Source organism: Klebsiella sp. K-Nf6 (assembly GCF_002806655.1).
Classification (GTDB): domain Bacteria; phylum Pseudomonadota; class Gammaproteobacteria; order Enterobacterales; family Enterobacteriaceae; genus Klebsiella; species Klebsiella variicola.
Genome location: NZ_PIBN01000001.1, coordinates 494341 through 512240, shown reverse-complemented (window position 1 = coordinate 512240; position 17900 = coordinate 494341). Strand labels below are relative to the sequence as shown.

General features: G+C 58.1%; 16 protein-coding genes. 5 read left to right on the top strand and 11 right to left on the bottom strand.

All coding sequences use genetic code 11. The annotated features are described in order from the left end of the window. Positions 1 to 11 precede the first annotated feature (11 nt). The 3 genes from CWM61_RS02550 to CWM61_RS02540 form a co-directional block, all read right to left on the bottom strand. Positions 12 to 404, bottom strand: coding sequence for a RidA family protein (locus CWM61_RS02550; RefSeq protein WP_100630648.1), 393 nt, complete (start codon positions 402 to 404; stop codon positions 12 to 14). 121 nt (positions 405 to 525) lie between these two features. Then, positions 526 to 2007, bottom strand: coding sequence for an MFS transporter (locus tag CWM61_RS02545; protein WP_100630647.1), 1482 nt, complete (start codon positions 2005 to 2007; stop codon positions 526 to 528). Between the two features lie 61 nt (positions 2008 to 2068). Further along, positions 2069 to 2815, bottom strand: a complete 747-nt coding sequence (locus CWM61_RS02540) for a glucose 1-dehydrogenase (RefSeq protein WP_100630646.1) — start codon at positions 2813 to 2815, stop codon at positions 2069 to 2071. A 128-nt stretch (positions 2816 to 2943) separates the two neighbouring features. On the opposite strand from CWM61_RS02540, the gene CWM61_RS02535 reads away from it, so the two are divergent. After that, positions 2944 to 3813: a LysR family transcriptional regulator gene (locus CWM61_RS02535; RefSeq protein WP_008804510.1), complete on the top strand. Its 870-nt coding sequence runs from the start codon at positions 2944 to 2946 to the stop codon at positions 3811 to 3813. 2 nt (positions 3814 to 3815) lie between these two features. Here CWM61_RS02535 and CWM61_RS02530 read toward each other — a convergent pair whose 3' ends face one another. From CWM61_RS02530 to CWM61_RS02505, 6 genes are all read right to left on the bottom strand, one after another. Continuing rightward, positions 3816 to 4355, bottom strand: coding sequence for a cytochrome b (locus CWM61_RS02530; protein WP_100630645.1), 540 nt, complete (start codon positions 4353 to 4355; stop codon positions 3816 to 3818). After that, the gene (locus CWM61_RS02525; RefSeq protein WP_100630644.1) at positions 4352 to 5407 is read right to left on the bottom strand and encodes a catalase family peroxidase; all 1056 of its coding nucleotides are present in this window, start codon (positions 5405 to 5407) and stop codon (positions 4352 to 4354) included. Before CWM61_RS02525 ends, CWM61_RS02530 begins: the two co-directional genes overlap by 4 nt. 47 nt (positions 5408 to 5454) lie before the next feature. Further along, complete coding sequence (locus CWM61_RS02520) at positions 5455 to 6027, bottom strand: DUF308 domain-containing protein (protein ID WP_100630643.1); 573 nt, start codon at positions 6025 to 6027, stop codon at positions 5455 to 5457. Between the two features lie 199 nt (positions 6028 to 6226). Further along, complete coding sequence (locus CWM61_RS02515; protein WP_100630642.1) at positions 6227 to 6811, bottom strand: TetR/AcrR family transcriptional regulator; 585 nt, start codon at positions 6809 to 6811, stop codon at positions 6227 to 6229. 142 nt (positions 6812 to 6953) lie between these two features. Further along, on the bottom strand, positions 6954 to 7346 hold the full coding sequence (locus CWM61_RS02510) for a VOC family protein (protein WP_046881204.1): 393 nt from the start codon (positions 7344 to 7346) through the stop codon (positions 6954 to 6956). A gap of 87 nt (positions 7347 to 7433) precedes the next feature. Continuing rightward, the gene (locus tag CWM61_RS02505; protein WP_100630641.1) at positions 7434 to 8633 is read right to left on the bottom strand and encodes an MFS transporter; all 1200 of its coding nucleotides are present in this window, start codon (positions 8631 to 8633) and stop codon (positions 7434 to 7436) included. Between the two features lie 296 nt (positions 8634 to 8929). Here CWM61_RS02505 and CWM61_RS02500 point away from each other — a divergent pair, with 296 nt between their 5' ends. Next, positions 8930 to 10087 (top strand): M20 aminoacylase family protein, encoded by a 1158-nt coding sequence (locus CWM61_RS02500; protein WP_074385594.1) that lies wholly within the window; start codon positions 8930 to 8932, stop codon positions 10085 to 10087. A 40-nt stretch (positions 10088 to 10127) separates the two neighbouring features. Here CWM61_RS02500 and fdhF read toward each other — a convergent pair whose 3' ends face one another. Together fdhF and CWM61_RS02490 are read right to left on the bottom strand one after the other, a co-directional pair. Beyond that, positions 10128 to 12278 (bottom strand): formate dehydrogenase subunit alpha, encoded by a 2151-nt coding sequence (gene fdhF / locus CWM61_RS02495; protein ID WP_100630640.1) that lies wholly within the window; start codon positions 12276 to 12278, stop codon positions 10128 to 10130. A gap of 246 nt (positions 12279 to 12524) precedes the next feature. Then, a complete protein-coding gene (locus CWM61_RS02490; protein WP_100630639.1) occupies positions 12525 to 13604 on the bottom strand; it encodes a malate/lactate/ureidoglycolate dehydrogenase in 1080 nt (359 codons plus the stop codon). 297 nt (positions 13605 to 13901) lie between these two features. Between CWM61_RS02490 and CWM61_RS02480 the strand changes: the two genes are divergently transcribed. The 3 genes from CWM61_RS02480 to CWM61_RS02470 all read left to right on the top strand — a co-directional run bounded on the left by CWM61_RS02480 (position 13902) and on the right by CWM61_RS02470 (position 17897). Beyond that, positions 13902 to 14990 carry an ABC transporter substrate-binding protein gene (locus CWM61_RS02480; protein ID WP_100630638.1) on the top strand — a complete coding sequence of 363 codons (1089 nt, stop codon included), beginning with the start codon at positions 13902 to 13904 and terminating at the stop codon, positions 14988 to 14990. Between the two features lie 74 nt (positions 14991 to 15064). Then, complete coding sequence (locus tag CWM61_RS02475) at positions 15065 to 16834, top strand: ABC transporter permease (protein WP_061154291.1); 1770 nt, start codon at positions 15065 to 15067, stop codon at positions 16832 to 16834. After that, a complete protein-coding gene (locus CWM61_RS02470; protein ID WP_032733183.1) occupies positions 16827 to 17897 on the top strand; it encodes an ABC transporter ATP-binding protein in 1071 nt (356 codons plus the stop codon). Before CWM61_RS02475 ends, CWM61_RS02470 begins: the two co-directional genes overlap by 8 nt. The last annotated feature ends 3 nt before the right edge of the window (positions 17898 to 17900 follow it).

The following is a 17900-nucleotide window of genomic DNA, read 5'->3' as shown; positions in this document are numbered from 1 at the left end:
CCATTATCGAGTTACTGAACCTCCATTTTTGCCACAATCCGCATTTCCACAAGGGCATTTTCGGGAATGAACTCTGATACACCGATGGCGGTCCATGCCGGGTATGGCGCTTTTATATACCTATCTTTCACTTTAGAAAAAAGGTCTATATGTTTTTTTAGATCAATATGAAAAGTCGTCATTTCAAGTATGTTTTCATAAGTTAATCCGGCAGCTTCTAAATAAACCCCCAGCTTATAAAAAGCATCATGGAATTGTTCTTCAGGATGTTGACTAATCGGTTTGTCTTTACGCGCGGCGGTGACACCTGAAAGGTACACTGTGCCATCTGACTCGATGATGGGGGAGAAGTGCCAGTCATTAAAATAATGTTGAAACTCTTCAGGAACTATCGACTTTTTCATGATTTTTCTCAAATGGATGACTTAAAAATGACAGCGTGCTCGAAGCGGTGATGTCCAAAAATACGGTTAAACAAGCTTAAACTATCTCTGCGGTCAGGGGGGCTGTTTGAGCATCGCGTATTCAATCAGCCACCTGCCTGTTGCTTTTGCTGCCAGCAAGACGGGCCTCAGTTGAAAATAAACCGGTGGAGCGCCTGATAAGCCGGATACTTAGCCCGGCGCCCGTGGCGAGACATACCGCCATCGTTAGCAGGGCGACGATAAAGGCATGCGTGATGTGTGCGCCACTTCTTCCGTTTTCCAACATGCTGTAAAAAATGCCGCCGATAATGGCGACGCTTAGCGCCGTGCTGATCTGGAGCGTTGAGCTGGTCACGCCGGCTATCATCCCTGAAAACTCTGGCGCAACGCGGCCTGTTACCATCCGCACCAGCGTAGGCATCGCCAGTCCCTGGCCAAGACCGGTGACAAAGAGCAGTAGCGCGAGAGGCAGCATGGGCGGAGGCGTGCCCGTCATCGTGTTGGCAATCAACCCTGCAAGGCCTGCTAGCCCGAAAGTCTCGCATCCCATCCCTATTGCACTCAGATAATTTCCGACAAAACGTCTCAGGAAAGGGGTCAGCAACGGACCGATAAGAAAGCCGACGCCAAAAGGCAGAAAAATCAGGCCCGCGTTCAGGGCGTTTAAATGTAGCGCGTCCTGGAGATAGACAGAAAACAACAGGAAAAAGGCGCCGATGGAATAAAACAGCAAAACGATCGCCAGTCCCTGGCCCAGGCCTGGGGCACGTAACACCGTCGGATCAAGCAGCGGAGAACCGCCATGCTGGCTAAGGCGACGTTCATAACGCCATAACAATGAGACCAGTAACGGGAAGGCCAAAAATGACAGCCATGTCCACCAGGGCCATCCCGCCTCACGGCCTTCAATCAGTGGCACAATCAGCGTGCTCAGCATGACGGTTGCCAGCAGCATACCGACGGGGTCGAGTTTCTGAGCAGATTGCGCCCGTGTCTCTTTTACCAGCGGCAGACCACAGAGAATGACCAGCAGCGCCACCGGCAGGTTAACGAGAAAAATAGCTCGCCATCCCAGGTGAAACAGGTTCACTGAAATGAGAATGCCGCCCAACACCTGCCCGATAACCGACGCCAGGCCAAATACTGCGCCATAGAGGCTCAGTGCTAGCGGTTTTTCCGCCTCCGGGAAAATAGCCTGTACGGAAGCCAGCGCCTGGGGTGCCATAATCGCGGCCGTGGCTCCCTGTAACACCCGTCCGGTAATCAGTACCCATGGTGACCAGGCTAAACCGCACAGCAGCGATGCGGCAGCAAAACCGACCAGCCCAAGAAAGAACATCTTTCCACGGCCATATATATCACCCAGGCGGCCGCCGGTAATTAATGTGACCGCGTACACGGCAGCATAGGATGAAATGACCAGTTGTTCAGCGGAGGATGAGGCACCCAGCTCACCCTGAATGGCAGGCAGCGCAACATTGACTATAAAAAAATCGAGCGGCGGCAAAAACGCGCCGACCAGCAGGATGACAAACATTGCCCAGCGACGCGGCTCGGCTTGCATGATGGTAGGTGTCGACATTGTACACTCCATAGTGAATGGCCGCCGTCCTCGGTAAGAAACGGCTGTCGTGAGGGTGGGGTCAGCGCATGCCGCCAGAGGCCAGAATCACCTCGCCGGTGACCCACCCCGCGTCGTCTGATGCAAGAAATGAGACAATTGGAGCAACATCCTGCACCTGGCCGATGCGTCCAAGCGGCGTCTGCTTTTCATTCCATATCTGAAAATCCGAGTTCATCGCGCCCGAAATATGGCTACCTTCCGTTTCGATAAGCCCTGGGTTGACCGCGTTGACGCGGATTCCTCGTGGGCCGAGTTCTCGTGAGAGTACGCTGGTGATGGCGTCAATTGCGCCTTTGGTGCCGCTGTAGATGGCGCTCTCGGGGATAGCGACGCGAGTGACGAACGAACTGATGTTGATTATGCTGCTGCCCTTACCCAGATGCGGGGTGGCGGCGCCAACCAACAGCAGCGGGCCGAGAACATTGATGTCAAACTGCCTGCGATAGAGTGCTTCCGTACTATCTTCAATCCTGGCGAACTGATAGATACCGGCGTTGTTCACTACAATGTCGAGGCGCCCGAAGTTGCCAATGGTTGAGTTAACCAGCGCCTCGACCTCTGATGGGTTGGTGACATCTGCCGCTACCGCCACGGCCCGTCCACCGGCAGCTTCAATATCTGCAACAACCTTATCTGCACTGCTTCTGTTTGACGCGTAGTTGACGATGACCCTCGCGCCGTCAGCCGCCAGCTGACGGGCAATACCTGCTCCGATCCCACTGGATCCACCGGTTACAATGGCCACTTTGTCTTTTAATTTGTTCATATCTAAGCTTCCTCGAATTGCCGTCCTGAGCGGTATGGTTGAGGAGGCTATAGTGATATCGACAAAGTTGTTTTAGAACTGACGATTTTGTATATTCGATGTTCATTTTTGAACGGCGAGGCAATGGCATGGAATGGGGCGACGTCCGGGTGTTTCTTGCTGTCATGCGTAAGGGGTCTTTCGGGGAGGCGGCCCGTAGCCTTGGCGTAAGCCATCCGACGGTGGGTCGGCGGATAAAGGCGCTTGAGGCTGAGGCGCAGCAGGCACTGTTTCGCCGGACAAAGGAAGGGCTGGTGCTGACGGATGCTGGTGATAGAGTGTTGAAGCTGGCAGAGGCGGTCGAAAACTCCGCACTGGCGATGGAGCGACGCCTGGCAGGGAATCACGAACGTCTCGAAGGGATACTGCGGATATCTTGCGCTGAATGGTTTGCTAACTACGTTCTGGCGCCGGTTCTGAGCGAGTTGACGCGCCGCCATCCCGCGATTGTACCGGAGATAATCGCGAGTTACCGCTTGCTTAATCTGTCGCGCCGTGATGCCGACATCGCGTTTCGCATCGTGCCCTTTACCGAACCGGATATTGTCCAGCGCCGCCTGATGACCATTCCCTATGCGCTGTATGGAACGCCGGATATGGCCGGGATCGCGCAACACGACCCGGCTGCAGTGGGGCTTATTCTGATGAATACGGCACAATCCCATTTCTCTGACGTCGCCTGGCTGCTCGACAGGTTCCCTCAGTCACGGCGTGTGTTTACCAGTACCAGCCGGGCCGTACAGGCACAGATGTGCCAGCGGGGGATGGGGATTGCTGTGCTGCCGCGGCCGCTTGGCGATGCCATCACCGGTTTGCAACCCATCAGCATGCCAGAGCCACCGCCATCCAAAAATATATGGGTGGGTTATCACTCTGACCTCCGGCATATGGACCGCCTGCGTGTCATGCTGGATATTGCCGATGTGTTGCTTGCGGATCCCGGGACGGCCGCAACGTGAGCTTATGGTTTACGGATGCCAGTCATGCTGTTGAACACGCCGTCACGTAGCACGAAAGCATGTAGCAACGCCGCCGCCAGGTGAAGCATCACTGTCGCGAATAATGCCAGAGCCACCCAGGTGTGAAGAGGCCGTAGTTCCGCATACCAGTCATTATTAACTCCCATGATGGGGGGCAGGACGATCCCGTAGCCAAGGGTGACGGGATATCCTGCAGCTGAAAGCATGGCCCAACCTATTAGTGGTTGGGCCAACATCATCAGATAGAGTACCCAGTGCGAAAGGTGGGCAATGCCACGCTGCCAGGCAGGGATGGTGGCGGGCAAAGAGGGAGTAGGTGTGGTGAATCGCACCCACAAGCGAACGATAACCAGAAGCAATATCATCACCCCCAGAGGCTTGTGGATCGACACCAACAGACTGTGCAAGGAGGATACGGTCGAGACCATCGCCACTCCGATAAATAACATACTGAGGATCGCAGCGGCCATCAGCCAGTGAAGGACGCGCAGAGCCGGATGAAAGTAAGCAACCTGTTTCATAAATGCTCTCCTGCTTGTTGTGCCTGTTCATGAGTACGTAGATTGTAAGATTTGGCATAAGCCGATGAGCGTGCGTTAAGTATCGGGTCATCAGACGCGGCAATGCCATCAGGCAAGATCAAGGGATCGTAGTTAATGTCATTACAGGGGCCTTGCTGTTGAGGGATGGCCTTGTTTAAGACTAACGTTCCGGCATTAATCGTTTTCCGGTCTGCGGGCCAGGCTTTGGTGGAATCGTTACCTTTGTCATCCGCCTGAGCCAGCGTGAAAACTAAATCCCACTCCAGCGTGCCCTGTTCCAGACGTTGCTGAAGATCCTGTTGCAGAAAATCTTTGTTCTGTTTATCGATATCGCTAATGGGGACAAACCTGGTGTGCGGCACCATACTCCAGCGTACCAGATGTTCATTGCCCGCCTGATCGATCAGGCGAAAAGCATTCAGGCTGTTAAAGCGATCGCTGGCCCAGCTTGAAGAGGGGATGTATTGCTTTGCCCAGGCAAAAAAAGGCTTGATTTCCGGATGGCTCATGACAAAAGCATTTACTTTTTCCGGATTCGGCTTGCCGGTTTTGGCGTCCGGCAGCGTCGCGGTTTGAAGTTCATAGAAACTTTCGACGGAACTGACGGGGAAAAATGGCATGGCGTTCATCCCGGTTCGCCACTGTTCACCATTGGCCTGTGTAAAGGACAGCGCCATGCTCCTGACAGGCACGGTATAATCCGGAGCTGCCGGGTTACCTCCTGCAATAGCCAAACGTCCTGTTACCGCGGTTTCGCCTTTGCTGAATAGTAAGGCGCGCGATAGCGTGCTGGCATTCCCGTTTGAGATAAAACTCCCCAGCACGCACATGCCTTTAGCATGATTCCGCCGATAGCCTTGATGAACGCCACCCGACTGTTGTAATACCGTGACAAGCTTATCCGACGTCAGCCTTTCAGGCGTAAGCCATCCACCAGCCCACAGGAATAATAAAATAAGGAACAGTGGAATAATGCCGACCAGCGCCAGACGCACTACCGTCTGTTTGTTTACCTGTACTTTGATATTCATAGTGTTAACTCATTCTGTCCACGATTTTTGCTAAACGAGAAGTGCATTCAGCCTGGTTGTTGTGCTTCTCTTTTTTGTCGAACGGTTAGCGACACGGTTGAAATACAAAAATAGAAGGCGCCAAACGTCGCATAACCTACAATGTTGTCTATAGACGGTGGTTCTGTTGTTCGGGACTGAAAGAGAAAAAAAGCACCGGCTAACGTAGACTGGGCGCCACTTAATATCATGCTCCATTGCGCACGATAGTTTTTCCAGCGCTGGACCGCTGCGCCCAACTGTAGCAGGCCTGATAATATTGCCCAGCAACCGAATATCCGAATCACATCATTCATGCTGCTGTTAATAGCCAATATCACCGCCAGCGTTGTGACGGCGCTTACGATAATATTGACGGTCTGCATCCGGTTACGGACGAATCCGCCGTTTCTAATAGCATCAATGTAATTCGCTATCGCATCCCAGGCGGGATAAAGAATTAACAAAAATGACGCCCAAAAATAAGAATGCCGGGCAGCGATAAATGTGGAAACAGCCCATAATATCGAGAAGATGGTGCGGGAAAAATAATACTGTCTGAGCCAGTTCTGCTGATTCCCCTGATGAATACTGTCGGTCATTTTAACCCTCTCAAGCTGGCATGTTGGACAAGCGAAGCATCGGCGTGAGCTTCTTCTTGTTAGTAAACCTACTAGTAGGTAGGTAAAAGATCAACATGTTTTGATGCAATCCTGGTGAGGTCATAAGAGCGTTATCGAGGTGCGAGAGGTAAGGGGCCGTTTTGCAACAAGTATTGCCCGGTAAGTCACCGGGCAACCGTCAGGCGACTTTTATGATTTTGTTTATCAGAGGCCAGGCAATCTGATCAAACACCATCGGATTATTGAATGCCCGTGCTGCCAGCATGGCACCATGTATACCAGCCATCAGGGCTCTGGCTTCTACTTCCGCCGTTTCATTGAGTTTGAAAACGCCCTGGGTTTCACCCGCCCTAAGTAACGATGCCAGCCAGTCAGAGAGATCGCTGAAATGGCCAGTGACCTCATCGGCAATATCGGCAGGTAATGTCGGAAGCTCAACAGCAAGCATGACACAGATGCAAAATGACGAAGTACCATCCTTGATACATGCTGACCAGAAATCGGCATACCCTTTCACTTTGATCAGCGGATCGTGTATTTGCTGATCCATGGCCTCCATGCCCGCCCGGGCTTCTGCACGGTACTCCTGTACAACAGCATGAACTAAATCTTCTTTGCTGGGAAAATGATGATGGATACTGGCTTTACGAATTCCCACGCGCTCAGCAAGATCGGCATAGCTAAAACTTTTATACCCTCCGACGGTGAGCAGCTGTCTCGTATTGGCCATAATTTCTCGCGCTTTCGGCGAACGTTCGATCATTTCACGCTCCAGCAATCATTGCGGTGAAAAAGTGCGCTATCTACAGCGGGTTCTATTCAGCCGGGACAACCTACTGGTAGGAAGTGAGATTGTCAAATTTCCTCTCCTGCCAGCAGCCCGCAAGCTCCTCAGATCTCAACGTTCAATCTGCAGACGCATAATAAACAAACGCCAGCTTATTGCCGTCGGGATCGCGGACGTAGGCGCTGTGAAAACCGTCGCCATACTGCGGCCGGTGACCGGGACCGCCTTCGTCACGTCCGCCGAGTTGCAGGGCGAGGGCATGCAGTTCCGCAATATGCTCGACGGAGCGGGCGTTAAGCGCCACCATCGTTCCATTACCCACCCCGGCAGGCTGCTGGTCAAAAGGGACGCCCACGCACAGCCCACAGGTGTGATTGCCGTTGAAGGTGCCCCAGGACGCCCCCTGTTCGTTACGGCCGGCTTTGACGTGTCCCAGCAGCGCCATTAACGGGTCATAGAACTTGATGGCGCGTGGCAGGTCATTGGTTCCAAGCATGATGTATGAAAACATGATGTCCTCCTGGAGCAGGTTTGATGGCGTAAAACCTCAGCCTGGTTGCTGGCGAGCGGGCTGGCGCCAGACCAGCCCCACGCAAAACTAGCGTGCGGACTCCGTCGCCTCGTCCATCTCCTCTTCCTGCTCACTGGCAAGCAGGGTTTTCTCGTTTTTGCACAGACACTGAATCAACAGGAACAGCACGCCGCTGGCCACCAGGGTGACGATCAGGCCATCGTAACCGGTGATGCCGATCAGCATGCCGCTGACCACCGGCCCGGCGACGCTGCCGGCGGACCAGAAAAAGCCGAACAGGGCGTTAATCATAATCAGCTTCTGCCCATTGAAGGTTTTCCCCGCCCGCACCAGCGACAGGGTATAAAGCGCGCCCGCCGCGGCGCCCAGCAACAGGCAAATGGCCATCAGCTGAATGCGCGAGCCGAGCATCAGCGGCAGGGCCAGCAGCGACAGGCTGAAGACTACCGCGCAGGTCAGATGCACGCGGCGAATGCCGACCCGGTCGGCCAGCCAGCCGAGCGGGGTCTGGAACATTGCATCCCCGGTGAGCACCACGGTGACCAGCAGCACCGCCATTCCTTCATTAAGTCCTTTGTCCATGCCGTACAGCGGCAGCAGCGCGAGGATGCTGGCGTCAAAGAAGGCGAAGCAGAACACCCCGGAGGCGAGTACCGGCAGGAAAGCGCCGAGGCTGCGCCAGCTGGCGCGCTCCCCGAGGCTTTCGCGGGTGCCAGTGGGCAGATGGCGCAGCATCAGCAGGCAGACGGCGGTGACCGCGACGATCGCCATCAGCGCCGAGGCCTGCCAGGCGGGGCCGACGGAGATCAGTAACGGCCCGGCCAGCTGGCAGCCGGTAAAGGCCGAGGCGTAGATGCCGGTGAGGGTGGCGCGCTGGCCGCCCGCCGCGCCGCCGGTGATCCAGCTTTCGCCCAGCACGATAATGACCCCGGAGGCCAGGCCGGTCAGCAGGCGCGGCAGCAAAAGCAGCGTCATATCGGTGGTCATGCAAGAGGCGATGGTCGCCAGCGCCAGCAGGATCAGACTGCCGCTCAGCAGCACGCCCATTTCAACGCGCCGGCACAGCGCAGGAGAGAGGAAAGAGGAGATCATCATGCCGGCGGGTGGCAGGGCGGCCAGCAGGCCGACGTACAGCGGCGCGATCTGCTGCTGCGCCAGCTCAAGACTGATTAACGGCACCGTATAGCCGGTGATAAATCCCACGAGCGACGCGGCCATGATCATCGCCAGCGTGGGGGCAAGACGATTCTGGTCTGGGTTAAACATTTTATTTCCGATGACGGAGAGGTCAGTAGTGGATCCTTCGGCAAATTGCCGTCCTGAGCTGCATAATAATTAATCGCCTGGCCGTTGTCACCGTTGAAATCACTACCAAAAAAGGACCGCAGGGCGTCGACAGGGCTGTACGCCGCGCCGCCGCCGCATTTCGTGACGTTGTCAGCGTGTTAACGACAGGATATAACGGAGGGAGCGGCAGCGACCCGACGCCGGTGAGCGACGGGGAAAAAACGCGACGCATGACCGATTATTCAGCATTACGCTATGCAGGAAAGGAGTAATACATGGCCGTATCGCCGTCACTGATCGCCGAAGCCACAGGCTGGCGACGTGAATTTCACGCCGCGCCTGAGCTCGGATATCAGGAGCAGGAAACCTCGCGCCGCGTTGCGGAACTGCTGGCCTCGTTTGGGCTGCAGGTACACCGCGGGCTGGCCGGCACCGGCGTCGTGGCGACGCTGGAAAACGGCCCCGGGCCGGTCATCGGCCTGCGCGCCGATATGGATGCCCTGCCGATCACCGAGCTGGGGAGCGTCAGCTATCGCTCGCGCCGTCCCGGGGTGATGCACGCCTGCGGCCACGATGGTCACACCGCGATGCTGCTGGCGGCGGCCGCCCATCTGGCGCAGACCCGCCAGTTCAGCGGCACCGTCCACTTTGTCTTCCAGCCGGCGGAAGAGAACCTCGGCGGCGCGCGCAAAATGGTGGAAGAGGGGTTGTTCGAACGCTTCCCGATGGACGCCATCTACGCGCTGCATAACTGGCCGGGGATCCCCCTTGGCGAAGTGGCGCTCAGCGATGGCGCGATGATGGCCTCGCTGGACGCCTTCGAGATCACCCTGCGCGGAAAGAGCTGTCATGCGGCGATGCCGGAGAGCGGGGCCGATCCGATCGTCGCGGCGGCGCAGCTGATTATGGCGCTGCAGACCATTCCTTCCCGCCGCCTGTCGCCGCAGGATTCCGCGGTGGTCAGTATCACCCAGATAAACGGCGGCGAGGCGATCAACGTCCTGCCGGACACCGTGGTGCTGCGCGGTACCTTCCGCTGTCTGAGCAATCGCGTTCGCGCCCGCGTGCGCGAGCTTATCGAAAGCTATGTGGCGACCCAGCCGCAGGTGTCCGATGTGCAGGGTGAGATTAGCTGGTTCCCGGGCTATCCAGTGACCAAAAACCATGCGCTGCAGGCGCAGCAGGTGCGCGAGGTGGCCGTCGCCACCCTCGGCGCGGAAGCGGTGCGCTGGAACCAGGCGCCGTCGATGGCCTCCGAAGATTTTGCCTGCATGCTGGAGGCCTGTCCGGGAGCCTATTTCTGGATAGGCACCGACGGCGAAACCCCGTCGAAGCCGCTGCATAACGCCAGCTATGACTTTAACGATGCGCTGATTAGTCCTGGGGTGGCCATGTGGGTGGCGCTGGTAGAGAAACAGCTGCCGGCGGCGTAACCACCGGCAGCGGCAGAGGGAGCGCGCGCGCTCCCTGAGGTCAGACGTCGGCGGCGGCTTTCAGTCGCGCCTTCATATCGCTGTAGGCCGTCCAGGCGTAGCGCTCCGCCCATTGCTGGTCGGCTATCGCTTCCACTTTTACCGCACAGTATTTGGTTTCCGGCGTTTTGGAGATCGGGTCGAGGTTATCCTGGGTCAGCTCATTGCAGGCGCCCACCCACCACTGATAGGTCATATAGACCGCCCCCGGATTGATGCGATCGCTGAGGTCGGCGCGGGTGATCACCTTCCCGCGCCGGGAGCTGACCCACACCAGCTGTTTGTCAGCGATCCCCAGTCGTTGCGCATCCACCGGATTCATCTGCACCCGTCCCGGCTCGTCGGCCAGCGACTGCAGCGCGGCACAGTTGCCGGTCATTGAGCGGCAGGAGTAATGCCCCACCTCCCGCACGGTGCAGAGCACCAGCGGCCACTCGTCATCCGGGCGCTCCGCTGGCGCGCGCCAGGCGGTGGCGAACAGTTGCCCTTTACCCGATGGGGTATCGAAGCGGTTGTCTTTATACAGCCACGGCGTGCCGGGGTGGTCGAGGGTCGGGCACGGCCACTGGACATGGCCCATATCGCCCATTTTCTCCCAGGTCACGCCGTAGAACAGCGGGCAGAGTTCGCGCATCTCGTCCCAGATCTGCTGGTTGCTCTCATAGTGCATCGGATAACCCATTTCGCTGGCCAGCAGGCTGATGATCTCCCAGTCGCGCTTCACATTCCCCGCCGGAGGGATCGCCTGTTCAAAGCGCTGGAACCCGCGGTCGGCGCAGGTGAATACGCCGCCGTGCTCTCCCCAGGAGGTGGCCGGCAGCAGGACATCGGCAATTTCCGCCGTTTTGGTCATGAAGATGTCCTGCACCACCACAAAGTCCAGCGCCTCGATGCCTTTGCGCACCAGGCCGAGGTCGGCTTCGGTCTGCAGCGGATCTTCGCCCATGATGTAGTAGGCTTTGATCTCGCCGGTCAGCGCTTTATGCGGCACCTCGGTGATGCGGGTGCCGACCTGGTCATCCATCAGCGCCGGGTCGACACCCCAGGCGGCGGCGAATTTGGCCCGCACGGCGGGGTCGGTGACCTCCTGATAACCCGGGAACAGGTTCGGCAGCACGCCCATATCGCAGGCGCCCTGCACATTGTTTTGCCCGCGGACCGGCCCCACGCCGACGTTCGCCCGCCCCAGGTTGCCGGTGAGCAGCGCCAGGCTTGCCAGACCGCGCACCACGTCCACCGCCTGGCCAAACTGGGTGACGCCCATGCCCCACATAATAGTGGCGGAAGGGGCCGAGGCGAAGATGCGCATCGCCTCACGGATCGCCTGCGCGCTGACCCCGACAATCGCTTCCACCGCTTCCGGGGCATAATCCTTCACCGCTTCGCGGTAAGCATCCAGCCCTTCGGTATAGCGTTCGACATAGGCTTTGTTGTACAGCTCCTCCTCCAGCAGTACATAGCCGAAGGCATTCACCAGCGCCATGTTGCTGCCGTTGTTGAGCTGCAGATGACGGTCGGCAATGCGCGCGGTTTCAATGCGTCGCGGATCGCAGACGATGATTTTGGCGCCATTTTCCCGGGCTTTGATCACCCGGCGGGCGACGATCGGATGGGAGTCGGCGCAGTTGTAGCCAAAGACCAGCAGGCATTTCGAGTTTTCGATGTCGCTGATCGAGTTGCTCATCGCCCCGTTGCCCAGCGCCTGCTGCAGCCCGGCGACGGAAGGGCCGTGGCAGACGCGGGCGCAGCAGTCGACGTTATTGGTGTTCAGCACAGCGCGGGCGAACTTTTGCATCACATAGTTGGTTTCGTTGCCGGTGCCGCGCGAGGAGCCGGTGGTCATGATGGCGCGCGGGCCATGCTTCTCTTTGATCTCCCTGAGCTTGCTGGCGGTATAGCGAATCGCCTCCTGCCAGCTGACCGGCGTGAAGGCGCCGCCTTTCTGGTAGCGGATCATCGGTTGTTTGAGACGGGGCGTCAGGAGCTGCGTGTCGTTAAGAAAATCCCAGCCGTAGTAGCCTTTCAGACACAGCTGGTTCTGGTTGGTGACGCCGTCGGCGGCTTCCGCGCGAATGATTTTATTGTTGTCGACAACCAGTTTAAGTTTGCAACCCGCCCCGCAGTAGGGGCACACGCTCGTGATTTTTTTCATCAGTAACAGACCTGTTAACAGTGAACAGAGGATCGCTGTCGCGCCGGGCCCGACGGGCAACGATCGCGGTAACGCCTGGTCGTGATGCAGACGCAGGCCTGCTGCGCTATGCAGGTCTTGTGCCAGAATTTAATTTGTTGATTTACATGTGAAAATTAAAATGGTGTGATGACGGGAACGTGACCTCGTCACTAATGACGATGACGCAGAGCGCCGACGTCAGACGCTCTGCGGGGGTAAACGTGGCTAGGCGAGAGGGCGGCACCGGTCGAAGTGCGATTCGCTCAGGCCGACGTCGCGCGCGGCGGCGCAGATAGCCTGCCAGCTGCCGGCATCCAGCGGGATCCCCTGCGCCAGCCGCGCTTCGCGGTTGGCGGCCTCCCATTCGCCGGGCGCCAGCACCGGGGCATCGGCATTGTGCGGCGACTGTTTACACCATGCGATAAAGGCCTCCGTCTGCGCCTGGCTGTCCGGGGCATCGAACGCGTCCGGGCGCAGGATCACCGTGGTCATGCAGTTAAAGATGGCGTCGACGCTGGTCTGCAGGCTCTCCTGATGGGTGGTTTGCCCCCCGGAGAGCGCGCCGCCGAGCACTTCGCACAGCGTCGCCAGGGCATAGCCTTTGTGCTGGGCGAAGGTGAGCAGGGCGCCCAGCGGCGAAGTCTGCATCACCGCCGGGTCGGTGGTGGGGAGCCCTTTGGCGTCGATCAGGCAGCCGGGGGCCACGGCTTCGCCTTTATGCCAGGCGACGCGGGTTTTACCAAAGGCGATGGCGCTGGTGGCGTAGTCCAGCAGCAGCGGCGGATGGCCCTCGCGGGGGAACACCACGCACAGCGGGTTAGTGCCGAAGCGGCTGTCCTTCCCGCGGAACGGGGCGACCATCGGGTCGCCAATCACGCTGACGAAGTGAATGGAGATCAGCCCGGCGGCGGCGCACTGCTCGGCCCAGTAGCCAATGCGCCCGACGTGATGCGCATTGCGCAGGGCGATTGCCGCCATACCATGCTGCTTCGCCTTTTCAATGCCTAACTGCATCGCTTCGTGGGCGACCACCTGGCCGAAGCCGGCGTTGCCGTCGAGGGTGACCACGGCGCCGGCGTCTTTGGTCACCGTGGCGTGGCGGTTGAGCTGCAGAAAACCACCGGCGTGGGATTTCACGTAGCTTGGGATCATCCCGACGCCGTGGGAGTCATGCCCGGCAAGATTGGCGGCGATCAGATGGTCTGCGACGAGGGTGGCTTCTCCTGAGGTACTGCCGAGATGGGTAAACAGTGAGACGACAAACTGATGCAGATCCGTCGCCAGAAAGCGGTGTCCTGTTGGCACTGATTCTCTCCTGTAGTCTGTTGTTATTTTGTTATGTTTGCCGTTTTATGCTGCGCCGCCCGGCGCAGAAGGTCAAGGTCGGGGGCTTCCGGCGGAACGTCACTGCGTCTGAGTCAGGCGACAGGCGATAAAAAACCGGGCCGGGATCGCGTTTTAATTAACGCCATAAACACCACATTTTTAAATTCTGTCAGTGTCACAAAAGCCAGAAAAAAGCCATCCCCGGCGTTGCAAGGGGAGCTGATACCACTATATGTTAAATTTGTGTTTATTAATTGATGATTAAAGGTTGGTGTCATGTATAAGAAAATAAGTGGTTTAGTGGTTTCACTGACGGCCGTTTTCGCCTGTGCCGCCTGGGCGGAGGTGCCTGCGGGCTATCCCGCGGATTATCAAAAAACGGTGGATGCCGCCGTAAAAGAGGGCAAGGTGGTTATTTATTCCACCACCGATACCAAAGCGGCCGGACCGTTAATTAAAGGATTTGAAGCGCAATATCCGGGCGTCAAAGTCGAATATAACGACATGAACAGCACCGAGCTGTATAACCGTTATATCAGCGAGCAGGCCGCCGGGGGCGGCAGCGGGGACGTGGTGTGGAGCTCGTCGATGGATACCGCGCTGAAATTAGCTACCGAATACGCCGAACAATATGCCTCGCCGGAGGTGAAGCAATTACCCGACTGGGCGGTCTGGCAGCAGAAAGCCTATGGCACCACCTACGAGCCGGTGGTGTTTATTTATAACAAAAGGCTGATCCCGCAGAATGAGGTTCCGGATTCGCATACCGCGCTGGCAAAACTGATCGCCAGCCAGGCTGATAAATTTAAAGGCAAAGTCACCACCTACGACATCGAAAAATCGGGCCTCGGCTTTATGCTGGCGGTGCAGGACAGCCAGGCCGACGCGAACTATTTTGCCGACCTGGCGAATATCGCTAAAGGCGGTCTGACAGTGCAGTCTTCTACCGGCACGATGATGGAGCGCGTCTCCTCTGGAGAAAACCTGATCGGCTATAACATTCTTGGCTCCTATGCCGAAGCTCGGGCGAAAAACGATCCCTCTTTAGGCATCGCCTATCCGAAAGATTACGTGCTGGTGCTCTCCCGCGTCTCGTTTATTAGCCAGGAGAGCGAACATCCCAATGCAGCGAAATTGTGGCTGGATTATGTCTTGTCGGAAAAAGGCCAGCAGATCCTCGCCAGCCAGGCGGATATTCCCTCTATTCGTCGCGATATTGAAGGTAAAAATGATATCGACGGCATGACTACTCTGCTGGGTAAAGCGTTAAAACCAATCCCGGTCAACGAAACGCTGCTGGATTATTTACAGCCGCAAAAACGTCTGCAGTTTATTAAACAATGGCGCAGCGCCGCCGCGAAATAATCCTCCCCAGGGGCATCGTTGATGCCCCAATTCCACACCCGGCGGGTTTTTTCTCCTGACCAAAGGGATGAACCATGAATGTATTACGCAGAAAGTGGCAGGGGCTGCCGCGCGGCGTGGTGGTGTGCATCACGGCGCTGGTGATTTATGTCCCACTGTTATTTATTGTGGTGCAGAGTTTTCTCTCCGCGCCATTCTTTTCCCGCTCCAAATCGTGGAGTCTGGAAGCGTTCGCCTTTATTTTTACCGACCCGGATTTTTATCTGGCATTAAGGTCAGGTTTTATTCTGGCCTTTGGCCTGGTGATTATTGCCATTCCGCTGGGCGGTATTTTGGCGTTTCTGATGGTGCGCACCGATTTACCCGGCCGGCGGATCATTGAGCCGCTGATCCTGGTGCCGATCTTCGTCTCGCCGATGGTGCTGGGCTTTGGCTACGTGGTGGCCGCCGGGCCGGTAGGCTTCTTTTCCCAGTGGGCGCAGCAGCTGATCGGCTTTGTACCGTGGAATATCTACTCGATGTTCAGCATTGTGGTCATCGCCGGGTTAACCCACGTTCCGCACGCCTATCTCTATATCTCCTCGGCGCTGCGCAGCGTCGGTTCGGACGTGGAAGAGGCGGCGCGCACCGTCGGCGCCACACCGCTGCAGGTGATGACCTCGGTGAGTCTGCCGATGGTGCGGCCATCCATTCTTTACGCCTGCGTGCTGCTCTTCTTCCTCGGTCTGGAAGTTTTCGGTCTGATGCTGGTGCTGGGCGACCCTGAGGGCAACATGGTGCTGGCGACCTATCTCTATAAGCTGACCAACAAGCTCGGCACCCCCTCCTACCATCTGATGGCGGCGGTGGCGGTGGTGCTGATCTGCATCACCATCCCGCTGGTGATGCTCCAGCGTCGGCTGATGCGCACCGCCAACCGCTTTGTCACCATGAAGGGCAAGGCGTCGCAGGCGCGGGCGCTGCCGCTGGGCAAATGGCGCTGGGTGGCCGGGGCGGTGGTAGTGGCCTGGCTGACGGTGACCATCGGCGTACCACTGCTCGGCGTGGCGCTGCGCGCCTTTATTTCCAACTGGGGCGTCGGCGTGTCGCTGTGGGATGAGCTGTCGCTGGCGACGTTCCACAATATCTGGCAGCAGCCCAACCTGCTGCGGGCGATCGTCAACTCGATGGCTATCGGCATCGTCGGCGGCGCGCTGGCGGTGGTCTGCTATCTGTTTGTCGGCATCGCCATGCACCGCAAAGCGGACAACGTCACCCGCTTTCTCGACTACAGCGTGCTGGTCCCGCGCGCGGTGCCGGGGCTGCTGGCCGGTCTGGCCTTCCTGTGGGTGTTCCTGTTTGTGCCGATGTGGCTCGATCAGTCGCTGAAGCACGGCTGGCTCTCAGCGCTGCCGGTGGCCGACTGGCTGCGCGAACACGTTATCGTGCAGCTGCGCGCCCTGCGCAACACCATCTTCAGCGTCTGGCTGGCCTACACCGTGGTGTGGATGGCCTACGGTCTGCGGCTCATCTCTTCGACGCTGCTGCAGGTGGGCCCGGAGCTGGAGGAGGCGGCGCGCAGCACTGGTGCCTCACGGGGGCAGATCACCCGCCACGTCACCGTCCCGCTGTCGCGCTATGGGCTGATTGGCTCGTGGCTGTTGATGTTCCTTATCTTTGAGCGCGAGTATTCCACCGGCGTCTATCTGCTGTCGCCGGGTACGGAAACCATCGGCTCGATGCTGGTGTCGCTGTGGGCGGCGGGGGCCATTGATATCGTCGCGGCGCTCTCCTTTATCAATATTCTGCTGGTGGTGATTGGCCTTGGCATCGCCCTGCGCTTTGGAGTGAAATTACATGATTGAGTTATCGGTAGAAAATCTGCATCTCACCTATGGCGACAACCCGGTGCTGAAGGGGGTGTCCATGACGCTTGGCCGGGGGGAGGTAGTATCGCTGCTGGGGCCTTCGGGAAGCGGCAAAACCACGCTACTGCGGGCGGTGGCCGGGCTGGAGAAGCCGACGAGCGGGCGGATCGCCATTGGCAACCGCACGGTGTACGACGGCACGCCGCGCAGCGAAATCCCGGCCGAAGAGCGTAACCTGGGCCTGGTCTTTCAGTCCTATGCCCTGTGGCCGCACAAAACGGTGTTCGACAACGTGGCCTATCCGCTGAAGCTGCGTAAAGTCGCCGCCGGGGAGATAAAAGAGCGGGTGCAACGCGTGCTGGATCAACTGGGGCTGGGGCATCTCGGCAACCGCCATCCGCACCAGCTCTCCGGTGGTCAGCAGCAGCGGGTGGCCATCGGCCGGGCGCTGGTCTACAACCCGCCGGTGATCCTGCTTGATGAACCGCTCTCCAACCTTGACGCCAAGCTGCGCGAAGAGGCGCGGGTGTTTCTGCGCGAGCTGATCATCAAGCTGGGCCTGTCGGCGCTGATGGTCACCCACGATCAAAATGAAGCAATGGCCATCTCCGATCGTATTCTGCTGCTGAACAATGGCGTCATTGAGCAGCAGGGGACGCCGCAGGAGATGTACGGCAGCCCGGCGACGCTGTTCGCCGCCGAGTTTATGGGCAGCAATAACCGCCTGCACGGTAAGGTGACGGCGCTGGAAAACGGTCGTGCGAGGGTTGAAGGCGCCAGCTGGACGCTGTGGGGACGAGCGGGCGAGGGGGTCAGCGTCGGCCAACCGGCGACGGCGGTGATCCGCGTCGAGCGCCTGCGTCTCGACGGCGCAGCGCAGGATAATAGCCTCCAGCTACCGCTGCTGACCAGCATGTACCTCGGCGACCGCTGGGAGTACCTGTTCCGTACCGAAGGCGACGACTTTCCGCTGCGCGCCTACGGAACGGCGCTGCGCGATGCCGAACACTGCCATCTGACGCTCCCGGCGGAGGATGTGTGGATTTTTCCGCAGAAGTAACTA

What these genes read in the sequence shown, in the direction of transcription:
- CWM61_RS02550 (WP_100630648.1), bottom strand. Translation starts at nt 404, where the DNA reads ATGAAAAAGTCGATAGTTCCTGAAGAGTTTCAACATTATTTTAATGAC.
- CWM61_RS02545 (WP_100630647.1), bottom strand. Translation starts at nt 2,007, where the DNA reads ATGTCGACACCTACCATCATGCAAGCCGAGCCGCGTCGCTGGGCAATG.
- CWM61_RS02540 (WP_100630646.1), bottom strand. Translation starts at nt 2,815, where the DNA reads ATGAACAAATTAAAAGACAAAGTGGCCATTGTAACCGGTGGATCCAGT.
- CWM61_RS02535 (WP_008804510.1), top strand. Translation starts at nt 2,944, where the DNA reads ATGGAATGGGGCGACGTCCGGGTGTTTCTTGCTGTCATGCGTAAGGGG.
- CWM61_RS02530 (WP_100630645.1), bottom strand. Translation starts at nt 4,355, where the DNA reads ATGAAACAGGTTGCTTACTTTCATCCGGCTCTGCGCGTCCTTCACTGG.
- CWM61_RS02525 (WP_100630644.1), bottom strand. Translation starts at nt 5,407, where the DNA reads ATGAATATCAAAGTACAGGTAAACAAACAGACGGTAGTGCGTCTGGCG.
- CWM61_RS02520 (WP_100630643.1), bottom strand. Translation starts at nt 6,027, where the DNA reads ATGACCGACAGTATTCATCAGGGGAATCAGCAGAACTGGCTCAGACAG.
- CWM61_RS02515 (WP_100630642.1), bottom strand. Translation starts at nt 6,811, where the DNA reads ATGATCGAACGTTCGCCGAAAGCGCGAGAAATTATGGCCAATACGAGA.
- CWM61_RS02510 (WP_046881204.1), bottom strand. Translation starts at nt 7,346, where the DNA reads ATGTTTTCATACATCATGCTTGGAACCAATGACCTGCCACGCGCCATC.
- CWM61_RS02505 (WP_100630641.1), bottom strand. Translation starts at nt 8,633, where the DNA reads ATGTTTAACCCAGACCAGAATCGTCTTGCCCCCACGCTGGCGATGATC.
- CWM61_RS02500 (WP_074385594.1), top strand. Translation starts at nt 8,930, where the DNA reads ATGGCCGTATCGCCGTCACTGATCGCCGAAGCCACAGGCTGGCGACGT.
- fdhF (WP_100630640.1), bottom strand. Translation starts at nt 12,278, where the DNA reads ATGAAAAAAATCACGAGCGTGTGCCCCTACTGCGGGGCGGGTTGCAAA.
- CWM61_RS02480 (WP_100630638.1), top strand. Translation starts at nt 13,902, where the DNA reads ATGTATAAGAAAATAAGTGGTTTAGTGGTTTCACTGACGGCCGTTTTC.
- CWM61_RS02475 (WP_061154291.1), top strand. Translation starts at nt 15,065, where the DNA reads ATGAATGTATTACGCAGAAAGTGGCAGGGGCTGCCGCGCGGCGTGGTG.
- CWM61_RS02470 (WP_032733183.1), top strand. Translation starts at nt 16,827, where the DNA reads ATGATTGAGTTATCGGTAGAAAATCTGCATCTCACCTATGGCGACAAC.